This is a genomic window from Pseudoalteromonas sp. BZA4 (assembly GCF_040104395.1).
GTDB lineage: Bacteria > Pseudomonadota > Gammaproteobacteria > Enterobacterales > Alteromonadaceae > Pseudoalteromonas.
This window is the reverse complement of the sequence record NZ_JBECOT010000006.1, coordinates 13,138-28,890: the sequence shown is the minus strand read 5'-3', so window position 1 is coordinate 28,890 and position 15,753 is coordinate 13,138. Positions and strand designations below refer to the sequence as shown.

Below are 15,753 nucleotides of genomic sequence, written 5' to 3'. Positions count from 1 at the left end.
AATAACTTAGTGTTACTTACGTGCGTCTTTTAATAAATCAGCAACTAAGAAACCTAGTTCTAAAACTTGATCCGCATTTAAACGTGGGTCGCACTGTGTGCGGTAGCGTTGTGCTAAATCTTCATCAGATAATCCATACGCACCACCAGTACATTCAGTCACGTGCTGACCAGTCATTTCAAGGTGAACACCACCAGGGTATGAACCTTCAGCTTTGTGTACTGCGAAGAACTGGCTAATTTCACGAAGAATATTATTAAAGCTACGTGTTTTATAACCTGAGCTCGCTTTCTCTGTATTACCATGCATTGGATCTGAGCTCCAAATAACTTTACGGCCTTCTTGTTGTACTTTACGTACTAGTGCAGGTAGTTTCTCTGGAAGAACATCAGCGCCCATTCGTGTAATTAACGTTAAGCGACCTGGAATGTTATCTGGGTTAACGGCATCAATAAGTTTGATTAGCTCATCTGGGTCCATGCCTGGGCCAACCTTCACACCAATTGGGTTTTTAATACCTTTAAAAAATTCGATGTGTGCATGAGCAAGTTGACGTGTACGTTCACCAATCCAAACAAAGTGTGCAGAACAATCGTACCAATCACCTGATAAGTGGTCACGGCGTGTTAGTGCTTCTTCATATCCTAATAACAAGGCTTCGTGTGATGTAAATAAGTCTGTTTCTTTTAAGCTCGGTGCAACGGTTGAGTCGATACCACACACTTCCATAAATTCAAGCGCATCTTGAATTCTGTCAGCTAGTTGTTGGTATTTCTCTTTAAGCGGATTAGCTGCAACGAAGCCCATGTTCCAGCGGTTTACTTGATGTAAATCGGCTAAACCACCTTGAGCGAATGCGCGTAATAAATTCAGCGTTGCAGCACTGTGATGATAAGCCGTCATCAATCGCTGTGGATCAGGTACACGTGCTTGCTCTGTGAATTCAAAATTATTGATGATATCACCACGGTACGAAGGTAATGAAACACCGTCGATTGTTTCGTAATCTGATGAGCGAGGCTTAGCGTACTGACCTGCCATACGCGCAATTTTAACTACAGGGCATTTACCACCATAAGTTAAAACAATGGCCATTTGTAAAAGGGTTTTAAATGTATCGCGGATATTTGCGGCATTAAAGTCACTAAATGACTCTGCACAATCACCACCCTGTAATAAGAAGGCTCTACCTTCGCATACAGCTTCTAGTTGTTTGTATAAGCTACGCGTCTCTTCGGCAAATACCAAAGGTGGTGCGCTTTTTAATTGCCCTTCAACAGATTTAAGGGCTTCTTGATCTGGGTACTCTGGCTGCTGAAGTATCGGCAGTTTTCTCCAGCTGTCTGGTTTCCACGATTGCATGTTCTTTCCTCATTCCTAACATAGACCGTTAACGAAAACTAACTTATTGCACGTACTAAGTTCAAGGACAATATTCAGCTATTTACGATTATTTCGTTATTTGATAAATAGTTTCGAAATTAACAATTAGGGTTCCAATATTTTTTTGTTTCAAACCAGTTGGTTACACTTCATTGACCACCTTATTCGTTCCTACACAGCACAAGAACACATCTTACTTAACCAAAGCCTTACTGTAACCTTAGCTTTACATGCTTAAAATATACTTTTTAGGTCCTACATTGATCAAATTCAAAAGTTGTACTAGCAAACAATAAAGAGAACACATCATACTACATAAAACTTGAAGATTAGGTCGGCATTGATAAAAATTTAACTTTAAGTAATCAGAGGAAAAGGTTACAATTCAAATAACAAAAAGTAAGATGTGTTCCTATGAGTACGAAGTTAGAAATACGCAGTCAGTTTGATTTAGTAAGTGAGTTAACTCATTTGTTTTGTGAAGAATTAAAGGAAGTGGGTTTTCATAAGGCATCATATTATCAATTGCCAGAGATCGATATAAACGACGAAAAGAAAGTCCCTTCTTCAATTAGTGTACAAAAAATTGAAGGCGATGATGCTCATAAGTTAATTCTAAATTCATATGGTGATTTTTATAAAAAGACAGGATTAAGTAGTCGAGTATTAAAAAGACATCCAGGTTTATTAGTTTTAAAAGATGTCGATAAGCAACATTTCATTGCAAGGATAAATCAATTAAATAAAGCCAAAGCTGATTTTAAAAATAGTGTAATAGCTATCGATAATAATGATGCACGATTTGAAGCGGTTCACAATGCTGTGCCTAATCTCATTACACTTGCTGCATATCGTAAGATCCATTTTGAAACTGAATCGCCCTACTCTGTTCGTTTTACTTGGATGCACAAACACGCAACTAAAACGCTAACTAAAAAAATGGCCTTAGCAATGCTCGATAAATCGGCTAGTTATTCTAATCCAAGAATGATCGACCAACACTCTTGGCAAGCGCTTGTTGCTCAAGAGCAAAGTCGTGTTGCAAGTTTAGGTGATAAAGAAAAATTACGAATTCGTAGACCAACAAGAGTTAGTCCACAAGTTAATGTAAGGTATACAGCTCAAAACCGATATCATGTCAGTGCTGCTTTACCTTTTATTTTGATAAACCCAGAACCAGATGTAAAACTTGGTACATTATCTGATTACCAAAAACCAGAAAGTCATCCTCGAAAAAGAGAATATGATTTCTTAGTTGATAGACTTTACTTAGAACAAGTAACAGATTGATTATGTTAAAAAGGCCACATATGTGGCCTTTTCTTTATAGTTAGCAGTATTTAAAAATTTAGTCTTCTACTATTTCTTCAATTTTATCTTCATCGATTAAAACAGCATTTTCAACAATGCGCTTACCACCTTGAATTTCGATTCGTTTGTTATGCTTATTCAGCGTAAGAATCTCATCACAAAATTGATCAGATGGATGCATCTCATATGTGTAATCAATAATATTACCCGTTTTGTCATCTTTAACATTGGTAATGTTATATTCAGAGATTGCACCTTTCTCAATTAAGTCTTTCATTGTCGTTGTCATATCACGACGCAATGCTTTTAATTTATTCTCGGTAATTTCGTCTGTTGAATAAATAGAGCCATATTTTTCCATAATCGATAATAGTCGGAAATGGTAGGTCTTACCCGGTGCCGCATAACGCCATAAATGATATAAACGAAGCATCATCCAACGAGATAAACCACGTTTTAATTCTTGAGCACTATTAAAGTAGTAACCTTTGTATTCAAGGTTATCGATCATGTTATGAACGAAGGCATTTAAACAAGCTACACATTTTACGTTACCACCCTGACCTTTCTTACCACTAAAATGAAGCGACGATAAAAAGTTCATGTTCGATTCGTAAAATGAGTCATCAATATCCGAGTTACGCGTATCTGTTGCTGAATATTTAAAAGAAAGTTTAGAACCTTGTAATGCTTCTAATGATTCTTTGATTTGCGGATAAGGCATCGACTGACCAACAGCTTTCAGCTCTTGCGCTAATTCATTCATTGAAAAAACAACTGCGTATTGAATACCAGACTTAAAATTGATTTTTACAATTTTACCTTTAGAGGCTAATCGAATTAAAGCACGTTCGACCTTTTCTTCACGATCAGATGGCCAAACAAGATATTCAACATCTTCACCATCTTTTCTTGTGCTTACTACCGCAGGTGTAATTTTGATTTCACCATCATATAGAATGCCGTCTACTTTTTCAGAGATTTTTCGTGTAACGATGGTTTTCTTTGGTGCTTCTTCAACCGGAAGCTTCTTATGACCAGAACGGACAAATCGTCCCCATAGATCATAATGATTAAATGTATTTGAGTAAGCTCTCAAACCATGTGCAGCATTTTCAATTGAAACACGCACATCTTTGTTGTCTGTAAATAGTGCAAGACTTTCATTATCTATTGCACTTTCCACCCCGTGGATCTGCCCGCGTAATGTATCGGGTAAGTTATCTACCGAGATGTTGACCTTTCGGCTCATTGTTCTTATTTCCAATTTTTCTTCGACAGTTAATAACAACACATAAAACTTCAAAAGTTAAATGTTTAAGTTAGTATAAACTTGATCCGATCATAATTAATTTCTTCGGATCAGTTTTATACTAACTGTTTCGTAATTGCTGATTTTCAGATCAGATTTTTACTAAGTTATAGTTGATAGGTCGCGATTTTACTAACTCAGTTCAGATTATGTCCTGTTAATCACCTTTTTAAAGCGATTTAACACGACATAAATCGCTTTTTTAAAACTCCATGTGGATAAACAGCTCTTAAGTTAGCATAGATCTGATCTGTACCAACTATAGATCAGATCCATACCAACTTATTGTGCATTTTAGTCATGCTCTCGGTGCATAACTTTATAATTTAGTTAGTAAAAAGTTGATCTACACCACTATTTTTGTGAGTAAAGCAGTGGTTAAGCTGTGCATAAGTTGAAAGCTCATTTTTTGCTTAGTAATTGGCTGATCTGCGAGTCATTAGAGATCTGATCTTTACCAAGTAAAAACACGATCTGGCTTTTTACTAAATATTTAATGAAATCAGTCATATGCTTCACTATTTTAGTATCTCAACCTTATATACCTATATACTTAACCGATATTAAACTTACTTATTTATACTTAGTATCAGTAAAGTTACAAATTTTTATTAAATGTCTCATAAATAAAAGGTATGTCGCCTTAAATACTTGTTTACAGCAATTTGAATGGACATTATACTTAAAGCATAACTTTGAGGAAGAAAGTATGTCTATCAATAATAATGCGCTAGCCACTTATAGGTTACTAAAAGCGACAGCAGAAGTTGCTGAAAAATCGCTAGAAGGACGTATTCAACATTATCGTGCCCATTTAAAGTCTGAAGAAAAAGAACTTCGTACTTATACGCAAAAAGCAGCCGCTGACTTATTAGGTTGTAATAATCGTACCTTAAAACGACGTCATGATAATGGTGACTTTGATGCACTTGATATCAAACGTGGTGCAAATGGCCACTACGCTTATACCTTGGTCAATATTTTTGCTATGGCTGATATCATGGATATTAAGCCTGATCATCGTACAGTTGATGATAAATTACAAGTTATCGTTATTAACTCGTTAAAAGGTGGTTGTGGTAAAACTACCAGCATGGTAAATATTGCCGCTGCACTTGCTACTACCAATATAAAACGTTACAGAATTGGTATTATTGACCTTGATCCACAAGGTTCTTCATCAAGTTTTTTCCCACCAAGTGAGCCAGACCCAATTACTGTGGGTGACTTAATGCGTGACTGTATTGAACTCGATGAAAATGAAACCTGGGATGAATTAGTATCAAACTCTTTCTTACCTACCCATATACCTAATATTCGTATTTTGCCTTCTGGTATGGATGATTTTTACTTCGAGCATGAAACAGCAACTTTATTAAAAGATAGCTCTAGTTATGATAAAACTCGTCACTATCATAAATTGCTCGAAAAAGTTATTGAACCGGTAAAAGATCAATTTGATATTATTCTAATTGATACAGCTCCATCACTTAACTTTATGTTTTATAATGCATTAATGGCTTCTACATCGATGCTTATCCCTGTTCATCCTGAAGCTGTAGACTTTGATGCAAACAATAAATACTTAAAGCGATTAGGCGAGATTTACCATACAGTTGCTGCGCTTGGCCACCAAGGTTGGGACTTCATGCAGTTCTTAGTAACTAACTATGTTAAAGGGAACCATTCACAGCGCGACATCGTTAAAGATGTTCGTAGTGCATTTGGTCGTCAAGTAATGAGTTACCCAATCAATCATAGCTCGGCAATTACCGCCAGCTCATCTTCTTTTAATACCATTTTTGATCAAAAAACGTCAGATAGCTTAGCTAGTCGTGAGTCACTACTTCGTGCGCAAGAAAATATCAAAGATGTTGTAGATGAACTTGAAATGCTGATCCGTTCTAATTGGCAGTCAACTCAATCGTCTCTAAATACAGCTAAGTAAGGTAATTAATAAAAATGGCTAAAAAACGTAAAAACGATACCAGCTTAGACCCTTTTTCAACGTCTATCGAAAGTAGCAGTTTAGATGCTTTGCTAGAGCAAGCTTCAGCTGGTGATGTTATCAGTATGCCTGCTCCAAGCGATCCTACACGTCAAATTACTTTGGTGTGTAAGGTTATTCCAAGCTCAGAAATTGAAGCTAAAACAAAGGTCTATGGTAAAAACCGCCGTGTACAATCATTACTAAATGAAAAGTCAGTTGCCGATATCCTTCCTGCAATTGCCGAAGACGGCCGTAATCAGCACCCTGCCCTATGTTGGGATAAAGGTGACGAAATGCTTGTATTAGCAGGCTCTCGTCGTCGTAAAGCATGTATCTTAAGTAACTCTGATTACTTAGTTTTAAGCTCTGAAGATTTCACAGATCAAGATGCTAAAATTCTTGCTGTATCATCTGATCAATACATTGCCCCAAGTCTATGGGAGCTAGGTCAAGCATATCAACAGACCCGTGATGAGCTTATTGCTGAGGGTAAAAAAGGTTCTTATCGTGAAATTGCGGCAATTGAGGGTGTATCACACACTGCTATTGCTGATGCTATCAAAGCGTATGAGAACCTACCTTCTGAGGTTTTAAGTCTTTACCCAACAGCGAATCATGTTGGCCGTGAAGTAGCTAAAAAGCTTATTAGTGCCAAAGAGCGTGATGAGCAGCTGTTTACCAAGCTTGTCAATGACGTAAGTAGTGATAGCGAAATAGCGCAAATTAGCAGTGATGATAAACGTGCTCTTGCAATTACCAAGCTATTAACTGCTGAGCCTGCAGCGCCAAGCCGTCGCGAAGCCCTTATTGATAGTGAGTTTGTCAGCGTACAACGTAACATCAAAAGCGGTGATTTATCTGTGAAAATCGATAATAAAGTGATGACAGACAAACGCTTAGAGCAGCTAACTAAGCTATTAAATAGCTTTAATTAGTTAGTAAAAGAATGATCTCTCACGCTTTTACTGTTAGTAAAAGCGTGATCTCCCCCTTTCCTTTCGTTAGTAAAATATTGATCTATTACCAGTAAAATTGGTACTTATTACACTCTCAGATCAGTTTTTTACCAACTAATAACCCCTTTACAGGGTTTTTCGTTTCATAATTAGATTGCTTAGTAAAAAATTGATCTGTAAAGCCCCTGCATTGTTATTAACCTGTTTATATCTTGTGCGATTGTTGTTTGTTAAATGCTCAGCATGTCAGTTTTCAGCTTTGATTTTATTTTAAAGCAGGTTTTTACCAAGTTATCAGCTCCAACCAGTCCAATATTGCTCAATAGTGCTTTAGCTCTGGGACGATCGATCATATACTGGCAGAATTATTTTTTGTTTTTACTGCCAAAAGCGTTATGTCTGCTAACTTATCCAAAAATGACTTATTAGCTATCTTTGAAGAAATCAAACAAGAGCAAGAAACTCAGTTTCCTCTGTCTGAGCGCTTCATTAAACAGCTATTTAAGCCGCATGTGTTAAGTAAAGCAAAAGAGTATCACCAGAACGGCCAAATCAACTGGTTAGAACATAACAGTGATTTTAGCGTTATTGATGCATCTATGTTTGGTAACGAAGGAAATACCTTTACTCAGCATATTGAGATCAGTAAATTACCAAGTGGTTTTTCGGTCGATTCGCATTGTACTTGTGGCTCTAAAACTAAATGCCGTCATATTGCAGCTGTGCTCCTAAAACTCAAAATTGAACATTCAGGTGACTACGGTGAAGACTACATTATTAACGATTGGTTTAGTGAGCTAAAAACCCTTAAGCAAGTTGCTAGTGACAATGCCAAACAGGTTTTATTATTTGTTCTTGATGTAGAGAAATCTGTTGTAACCCTTACTCCTAAAATAGCTAATTATGACGCTGAGCATAACTATACTCTTGGTCGTAACCTTACCGAGCAGCAATTAAATAGTTTTGTAACCCCTACTGATTTATTAGAATCGGATTTTCGGTTATATAGCTGGATCCGTTCTCAAAATGCCCTTGGTAAACTAGAGCTTAAAGGTCAATGGGGCTTTGCAGCACTACAGCAATTAATTGCCACCCAGCGTTTGTTTTTAGGCCGTTCGCGCCAAGCAATTAAAGCTGACAGTATGCAAGCGTTAGAGTTTGATTGGAAACAAAACAAAGATTTAACGTCATTGAGCATGACGCTTGCTGGGCAAGATAATTGGTTATTGTTAAAAACAACCCCCCCTACTTACCTTGACCCTGAAAAGCTAAAAGTAGGCCGAATTCGTACTCCGTTAACGGCTGATGAAATAGCGTTACTTGCCAATATGCCTGCTATTCACACAGAGAACTTTGACCGCGTTTATCAACAGCTCAATGATAATTTTGGTGAAGGTGTGATCCCTCATGCATTTAAGGAAAGCAAAAAAAGCCTAGCTCGAACTGTATTCCCTGTCATCAGTATTAATAATGACGAGGGCACAATCCGCTTAGGATTGCAGTTTAATTATCAAAACTCTTTGTATGATTTAAGCCAGGCGCCAGCTGATATATTAAACCAGTCATTAGAAAACACTGTTGTAAATGAGTTAACTAACCTTGGCTTTGAATTATGTAAAGGGGCTTTACAAACTGAGTTTATCTTTAATAAACAATCAGTTATTCATGAGCACTGGTTAAAGTTTGAAATAATTCCAAACTTATTAAAACGCGGTTGGAAAATTAATGATGAGTTAGCAGTCGGCAAAGTCCTTAAACAACTTTCACTGCAAGTTGAGCGTGGTAAAGGTCATCAGATAGTTAGTAAAATCGTGATCTCTGGTGTTAAAACTCAACAGTTGTTTGTCACTGATAACAATACTTATCAATCGCTTAATAGGCAAAGTGAGCGCTTTTATTACTTTACTGTAGGAAAACGCTTTGCTGTGGTTGAAAAGGCCGCGATGATGCAGCTTAATGATTATCGTGAACGTTTTGAGCATATTAAAACCCGTGACGAAATCTTAATGCCTTTGTCGTTTTTGCCTAAGCTCATCGAGCAAAAAGCAATTAAGGTTAATATTGTTGACGATGCTCTAGATGCTTATCTATCTGAATTAAATAGCTCACAACAGCTTATTAAAAAGTCCGATATTCAAGGCTTGAACCAGGGTGTGCAATTGCGTGAGTATCAACAACACGGTGTTGATTGGCTTAACTTTTTAAAACGTCACCAGCTTGGTGGTATTTTGGCTGATGACATGGGGCTAGGTAAAACCCTACAAGTTATTGCCTTTTTAGCTAATGCCAAGCAATCACCACAAGCAGGCCCCACGTTAATTGTTTGCCCAACCAGCTTGGTTGGTAACTGGCAAAGTGAAATTAATAAATTTGCAAGTAACTTAAAAATTACCACCGTCTTCGGTGCTGCGCGCAGCGACCAATTACAACAGTTGTCGCAAGCAGATTGTATTTTAACAACTTACCCACTGTTGAAGCGTGATATTGCCTTTTATTCGCCGCTGTATTTTGAAAATATCATTCTTGATGAAGCGCAATATATTAAAAATGACGCTGCGCAGGTTTCACGCTTGGTTAAGCGCCTTAATGCAGACTTTAAGCTCTGCTTAAGCGGCACGCCTATCGAAAATAACTTATTTGAGCTTAAATCTTTGCTCGACTTTGCAATGCCTTCTTTACTTGGTTCGCAAGCACATTTTAAGAGCTATTTTCAAACGCCTATTGAGCGTGATAACGACGTTGCCCGAGCTGATGAACTTAAGTCGTTGATTATGCCATTTATCTTGCGTCGCACTAAAGCACAGGTAACACAAGAGCTCCCAGAGAAGACAGAGCTAGTTAAAGAGTTTGAATTTGAGAGCAAACAAAAGGAAATTTACACCGGTATCACTGAATCTTTAGAGCAGAAATTAGTTGACCTATTTGCACAGCAAGGTGTGCAAAAAAGTAAGCTAGCCTTTTTAGATGCATTATTAAAGCTCAGACAAATCTGCTGTCATCCAAAATTGATCGACCCTAGTTCACAGGCTGGCAGCGCTAAACTTGAATGGTTATCTAAGCATTTGCCTATCATGCTTAGCGAAGGTCGTAAGGTGATTATATTCAGTCAATTCACCATGGCACTTGATGTCATAGCAGAGCGATTAAATGAATTAGGCATCAGTTTTAGTATGCTTACCGGGCAAACAAGACACCGCGACCGTGTTATCGAAGAGTTTACTCAAGGTGATACATCCGTATTCTTAATTAGCCTTAAAGCCGGTGGTACAGGTCTAAACCTAACTCAAGCTGATACTGTGATTCATTTTGATCCTTGGTGGAACCCTGCTGTTGAGAAACAAGCGACAGATCGTGCCTATCGAATTGGCCAAACTAACCCTGTTTTTGTTTATAAATTGATTATGGCTAACTCAATTGAACAAAAAGTATTTAAAATGCAGCAGCATAAGCAAGCCCTTGTTGATGCATTATTTACCGAAAAATCAATGAGTTTCACTCAGTTTGATGAAGAGCAAATGCTCGCACTGATAAAAAATTAAATTTTTTTAAAGTTTTTTTGAACTAATCAAATTTTGGGGCGTCTATTATTATGCTTGTTGTTAAATTGCAGTTTACATAAGCATTATGTTGATTTCCCATTTGGTTACTAAATTTTAGTAATGTTAGAGCCAGCTCACTTTGAGCTGGCTTTTTTTATGCCTAAACCCCCTACTCTGCTGAGCACTAATTCGTTATGATGATGTGTCTTTAAGTTATTGAGTTTTCGTTATGATTACAGAGCTGATTGCACAGATTAATTGGCAAAGTGGTGTGCTTGGTGCTGCTGTAGGTGCTGTTGCAAGTGGTGTTATTTTTGCCTTACAAAAAAGTCGCTTAAAAAATGAATTAACCGAACTGCAAAATAGTCAGCAAATCCAGCAAAATCATTTAGAACAAAAGCAGCTGCAACTTGAACAAAGCCAACTTACGCTTTCGCAGTTACAGCAAGATTACGCTGAGCAACGTGATGAGTCTCAACACTTTAAAACCCGCTTTGTAGAACAAGAAAAACAAGCACAACAATACAACCAGTTTTGGCGTCAAGTTGAAGCTGAGCTTGCTGATACTAAAGCTGCACTTAATCAGCGCGATGTTGATTTAAGTACCTTAAGAAGCACTATAGAACAAAAAGAACTGCATTTTAAAGAGCAGCTTAGTCATATCAAAGAAAGCAAAGAGCAACTCAAAAAAGAGTTTGAAAACCTCGCTAATCAAATCCTTGAAGAAAAATCGCAACGTTTTAAAACCTTAAACCAAGAGAGTATTGAGCAACTTTTAAAACCGGTTCAGGGTGAGCTAAAAGGCTTTCGCGATAAGATGGAATTGATCCATGTGGAAGATCTAAAGCAGCGTGCAGCACTAAAAACTGAGTTGTTGCATTTACAGGCCAAAAGCCAAGCTATCACCGAACAAGCTGATAGGCTGAGCACCGCATTACAAGGGCAAAAGAAAACCCAAGGTAATTGGGGGGAGTTAATGCTTGAAAATGTACTAGACAGCGCAGGGCTGCGTGCTGGAGTAGATTATCAGCGAGAAGTATCGTTTAACACCGAAGACGGCCGTTTACGCCCAGATGTTGTGGTGTATTTACCTCAGCAACGTCATTTAGTTATCGATGCTAAAACCTCTTTAAACGCGTATACACGCTATGTAAATGCCGATACAGAGCTTGAGGCGCAGCAAGCGCTTAAAGAGCATGTCACGGCGGTGCAATCACGTATAAACGAGTTAGCAAGCAAAGCCTACGACAGACTACCCGGTATTAACTCCCCCGAAGTGGTGATCATGTTTGTACCCATAGAGTCAGCATTTGTTGAAGCGCTTAAGTACCAGAGTGATATTTATCAGCAAGCAATCGAAAAAAATATCTTAGTTGCAACTCCAACGACCTTATTGACTAGCTTGAATATCGTAAAACAGTTGTGGCGTTTTGAAGAGCAAACTAAATACTCAAAAGAGCTTGCCGCCCGTGCTGAGCGTTTTTACAACAAACTCAATGGTTTCCTAACCAGTATGGAAGGGGTTGGCAAGCAATTAGACCGCGCCAAAGAAAGCTATGATAAAGCGTTCTCTCAGCTGTACCGCGGTAAAGGAAACTTAATTAAGCAGGCGTCTGAGTTCAAAGAGTTGGGGGTTTCTGTTCAAAAAGAGTTACCCGCGGAAACTGTTGAAAAAGCCCAATTAGAGTTAGATTAAATGCGATACAAAAAAGCCAACGTTATGTTGGCTTTTTATTAGTTAATAAGTTCTGCTGAAACAATATCGTTGAGCATCAAAAAGTGGTTAAGTACAGACTCTTCAAGTTCGAATACCTGCGCTAGTTTTTCGCCACTTGCTGACATCCCTGTTTGCGCACCAGCAAACTCAATATGCAACCCTAAACGCTTCAGGGTTTGAGCGTCGTAACTATAAATAGCAGAATCACGTTTCTCTGTAATACCAGGCATCATACCTATGATAGTAACCGCCTGTTCAACATTAATGATATCGAAGAATTGTCGCTCTGCGGCTTGCCATTTTGCTATATAGCTAGCGACCTCAGGCGGTTGCTCCATGGGCACGTATAATGGCTGTAATGAGCCCCCATGCCAGCCGATAACGGCTTGCTCTTCAACGAGGACATGTGGGCTTGCGGTAAGTACATAGTTGGCACAAGACGATGCACAAAGCTCGTGTACCACAACATCGAGTTGATATTCATGAACTAAGCCACCTAAATGTAAACCCGCCATCACATCACCACCTTGGCTATTAATAACCAAGGTGTTGATTTGTTGAGCGCTACTTACTAATAACTGTTCGAACTTTTCAACATTTTGCTTTGATGTTTCGCCCTGAAAATAAATAGTGCCCGGCGATACTTCACTAATTTCAGCAACGCTTTGCTGTGTTGTTTTACAACCAACCAGCAGCACGCTCAATAAAAATAAAAAACGCATTAACAATGCCTTGAAGTTTTGTTTGTATACAGTGCGCAATTTAATAACATGTCATTAACGAACTGCAAAAATGGCATAGTACGTTTTTTTACTTGAGAAATAAATCCACATAATAGGAACAATTGTATGAATATTGGAATTTACATCTATGATGATGCCGAAGTACTCGATTTCTCAGGTCCGTTTGAGGTGTTTAGTACTGCTAAGCGCCTAGCGAATAATGACTGACCGCCAAACAGATGGAATATCAATGGCAGACGTTATAATTTCTCAGCAATGTAGTCGGTTATAAACTGTTTTAAACATACAGCCTTTTTACTCAGTAAACGTGCGCTTGGCCAGATAGCATAAATGTCGCGGTTTTCCCCTCGCCAGTGTGGCATTACTTGAACTAACTGCTGAGATTTTAGTTCATTTATAACCTCAAACCGAGGTAACAAAGCGATACCTTGCTCATCACAAACTAAGTATTTAACAAATCCGGTATCGTTAAAAGTAGTAGCAAATCGGCACATGTGAGTATAAGTTGCATTCGTTTGTGTATTGGTTAGCTGCCACTTACTTCTCAACGTGGTACCAATTAACCTATGCTGTTTTAAATCAGTTGGCTCTTCTATGGTAGGTGCCGAATCAAGGTATGCTTTTGTGCTTACAAATAAGGTATCAACACTGCCTAACTTTTTTTGATGGAGCATAGAATCAGCCTGCGGCCCGACTCTTATTGCTAGATCAGCTTGGCTTTTACTCAGATCTTCAAGTTTATTATTAAGCAATAACTCAAGTTGAATATCAGGGTACTGTTTAGTAAATGCGAGCCACATCGGCTTTAAGAAACCATGACTAATATTCAGAGGTGCTAAAACTTTAAGCTTTCCTGACAATTGTGCTTTTTGATCATTAAGCTGACGGTGAGTTTGTTCAAATTGCTCAATTAATTCAACATAACTTTGAAAATATACCTCTCCTGCTTGTGTTAACGTGCATTGCCTTGCTGAGCGATTTAAAAGCTGCTCGCCTAGGTGTTGCTCAAGTCGTTGCAAGCGTCTCGATACAGTTGCGGTAGGCAACGACAAGCTCTCAGCTGCATTACTTAGGCCGCCTTGTTTAACAATCTGTATGAAAAGAGCGATATCGTCAATCATGTTCTCATTTATGCAATCATAGTTTGTTTATCTTGCTATTTTTATCACTTTTGTAATTAGTTATCATGTTTTTATTGAAACATTTTAGGAGTAAGTAATGGACGCAAAGCATTGGCATCAACGTTGGGAAAATAACGAAATTGGTTTTCATGAAGGAGACGTTAACTGTTATCTAGATCAGTATTTTACTAACTTGAATTTGCAGCAAGGCGATACTGTTTTTGTACCACTGTGCGGAAAAACTCACGACATTCATTATTTGCTCGCGCAAGGTATGTGTGTTGTTGGGGCTGAGCTTAGTGAGATTGCCATTAAGCAATTATTTGATGAGTTAAAACTAGAACCCGAAATCAGCCAACACGGCGAGCTATTACGTTACCAAGGCGCAAATCTAACCGTTTGGGTGGGTGATATTTTTGCGCTGACCGCGAATAATCTTGGCACTATCAACGCGGTTTATGACCGTGCCGCTTTAGTTGCGCTACCAAAGCCAGTGCGCATTCGCTATACCCAGCATTTACTTGAATTAACTAATAGAGCTAAACAGTTAGTGGTGGTCTTTGAGTATCAGCAAAGTGAGTTTTCGGGTCCGCCGTTTAGTGTGGTCGCCGATGAACTACATCAGCACTACGATGCTTTTTATCAACTAACATTACTGTGCAAAGAACCTCTCGAAGGTGGCTTAAAAGGGCAAGTCCCTGCTATGAACGTAGCTTGGAATCTTAGTTAGTGCTTACAAACTCATAATGTGTAAATTCACACTCTAGCTGTGCGTTTTTGTGGCTAGTTATTGTACCTCTGTGCGTGCACTATAGAGAAAAGTGTATTTAAGGAGTACATTTATGCAAAAGCCACGCGTTTTCTTTGTTTCACATGGCGGCGGTCCTATGCCTTTACTTGGCGATCCAAGTAATGCCGATATGGTCACTTGTTTGCAGTCTATTGCTGCTAAAATTAAAAAGCCGTCAGCTATTTTGATGGTGAGTGCGCACTGGGAAGCGAACCCAATTAGCATCACTTCGAGTGCTGCTCCTGAGCTAATTTATGATTACTATGGTTTTCCTGAGCCTGCTTACAGTATTGAGTACCCAAGCCCAGGTGAACCAGCCCTTGCCGACAAAGTACATCAGGCATTGGCAAAAGCTAATATCGATAGCACATTAAACCCATCTCGTGGCTTTGATCACGGTATGTATGTGCCTTTGAAAATTATGTATCCAGAAGCAGATATACCTTGTGTGCAATTGTCGTTACATCCAAGCCTTGAGCCGAGCTTACACCTAGCGATAGGTGAGGCTTTACAACAGCTTGATTACGATAATTTATTGATCATTGGTTCTGGCTTTACTTTTCATAATATGCGCGCATTTTTCACCCCTGAAACCGCTGAAATTAAAGCGCAAAATATGGCTTTTGAGCAATGGTTAGTCGATGTCTGTGGCAATACTGAACTGAGTGAACAGCAGCGACAAGCTAAGTTATTAGAATGGCAAATGGCCCCTGCGGCGCGTTTTAGTCATCCTCGTGAAGAGCACTTATTGCCGTTACATGTTTGCTATGGTGCGGCGATGCGCCCTTGTAGTGATATCTACGAACTACGTATTGCCAATAAGCAAGCCAGTATGTTCTTGTGGGACGATTGAGTTTAAGTTCAACCCCCCTGATAACACGATAAAAGCTC

The 15,753-nt window shown here is 38.6% G+C and carries 11 protein-coding genes and 1 pseudogene; 8 read left to right on the top strand and 4 right to left on the bottom strand.

The annotated features are described in order from the left end of the window. Nucleotides 1–12: 12 nt before the first annotated feature. A complete protein-coding gene (locus ABMY41_RS04115) occupies nt 13–1,362 on the bottom strand; it encodes a 3-deoxy-7-phosphoheptulonate synthase class II (RefSeq protein ID WP_349274189.1) in 1,350 nt (449 codons plus the stop codon). A 435-nt stretch (nt 1,363–1,797) separates the two neighbouring features. Between ABMY41_RS04115 and ABMY41_RS04110 the strand changes: the two genes are divergently transcribed. After that, nucleotides 1,798–2,673 (top strand): DNA replication terminus site-binding protein, encoded by an 876-nt coding sequence (locus ABMY41_RS04110; protein ID WP_251602246.1) that lies wholly within the window; start codon nt 1,798–1,800, stop codon nt 2,671–2,673. A gap of 58 nt (nt 2,674–2,731) precedes the next feature. On the opposite strand, the gene ABMY41_RS04105 is transcribed toward ABMY41_RS04110, so the two are convergent. Continuing rightward, nucleotides 2,732–3,946: a hypothetical protein gene (locus ABMY41_RS04105; RefSeq protein ID WP_054563104.1), complete on the bottom strand. Its 1,215-nt coding sequence runs from the start codon at nt 3,944–3,946 to the stop codon at nt 2,732–2,734. Nucleotides 3,947–4,715: 769 nt separating this feature from the next. On the opposite strand from ABMY41_RS04105, the gene ABMY41_RS04100 reads away from it, so the two are divergent. The 4 genes from ABMY41_RS04100 (at nt 4,716) to rmuC (ending at nt 12,187) form a co-directional block, all read left to right on the top strand. Next, complete coding sequence (locus ABMY41_RS04100) at nt 4,716–5,954, top strand: AAA family ATPase (protein WP_175081417.1); 1,239 nt, start codon at nt 4,716–4,718, stop codon at nt 5,952–5,954. 14 nt (nt 5,955–5,968) lie between these two features. After that, complete coding sequence (locus tag ABMY41_RS04095) at nt 5,969–6,931, top strand: hypothetical protein (RefSeq protein WP_058584343.1); 963 nt, start codon at nt 5,969–5,971, stop codon at nt 6,929–6,931. A 416-nt stretch (nt 6,932–7,347) separates the two neighbouring features. Next, nucleotides 7,348–10,491, top strand: a complete 3,144-nt coding sequence (locus ABMY41_RS04090; protein ID WP_287242865.1) for a DEAD/DEAH box helicase — start codon at nt 7,348–7,350, stop codon at nt 10,489–10,491. Nucleotides 10,492–10,720: 229 nt separating this feature from the next. Then, nucleotides 10,721–12,187: a DNA recombination protein RmuC gene (gene rmuC, locus ABMY41_RS04085; protein ID WP_287242867.1), complete on the top strand. Its 1,467-nt coding sequence runs from the start codon at nt 10,721–10,723 to the stop codon at nt 12,185–12,187. A 38-nt stretch (nt 12,188–12,225) separates the two neighbouring features. On the opposite strand, the gene ABMY41_RS04080 is transcribed toward rmuC, so the two are convergent. Next, entirely contained in the window at nt 12,226–12,930 is a 705-nt protein-coding gene (locus ABMY41_RS04080; RefSeq protein ID WP_349274188.1) for a hypothetical protein, read from the bottom strand. Between the two features lie 126 nt (nt 12,931–13,056). Between ABMY41_RS04080 and ABMY41_RS04075 the strand changes: the two are divergent. Further along, nucleotides 13,057–13,155 (top strand): annotated as a pseudogene (locus ABMY41_RS04075) (DJ-1/PfpI family protein); the annotation flags it as partial. A 35-nt stretch (nt 13,156–13,190) separates the two neighbouring features. On the opposite strand, the gene ABMY41_RS04070 reads toward ABMY41_RS04075, so the two are convergent. Next, entirely contained in the window at nt 13,191–14,072 is an 882-nt protein-coding gene (locus tag ABMY41_RS04070; protein WP_349274187.1) for a LysR family transcriptional regulator, read from the bottom strand. Between the two features lie 97 nt (nt 14,073–14,169). On the opposite strand from ABMY41_RS04070, the gene tmpT reads away from it, so the two are divergent. Both tmpT and ABMY41_RS04060 read left to right on the top strand, forming a co-directional pair. Then, the gene (gene tmpT, locus ABMY41_RS04065) at nt 14,170–14,802 is read left to right on the top strand and encodes a thiopurine S-methyltransferase (RefSeq protein ID WP_349274186.1); all 633 of its coding nucleotides are present in this window, start codon (nt 14,170–14,172) and stop codon (nt 14,800–14,802) included. 112 nt (nt 14,803–14,914) lie between these two features. Next, entirely contained in the window at nt 14,915–15,715 is an 801-nt protein-coding gene (locus tag ABMY41_RS04060; RefSeq protein WP_349274185.1) for a class III extradiol ring-cleavage dioxygenase, read from the top strand. Nucleotides 15,716–15,753: the final 38 nt, after the last annotated feature.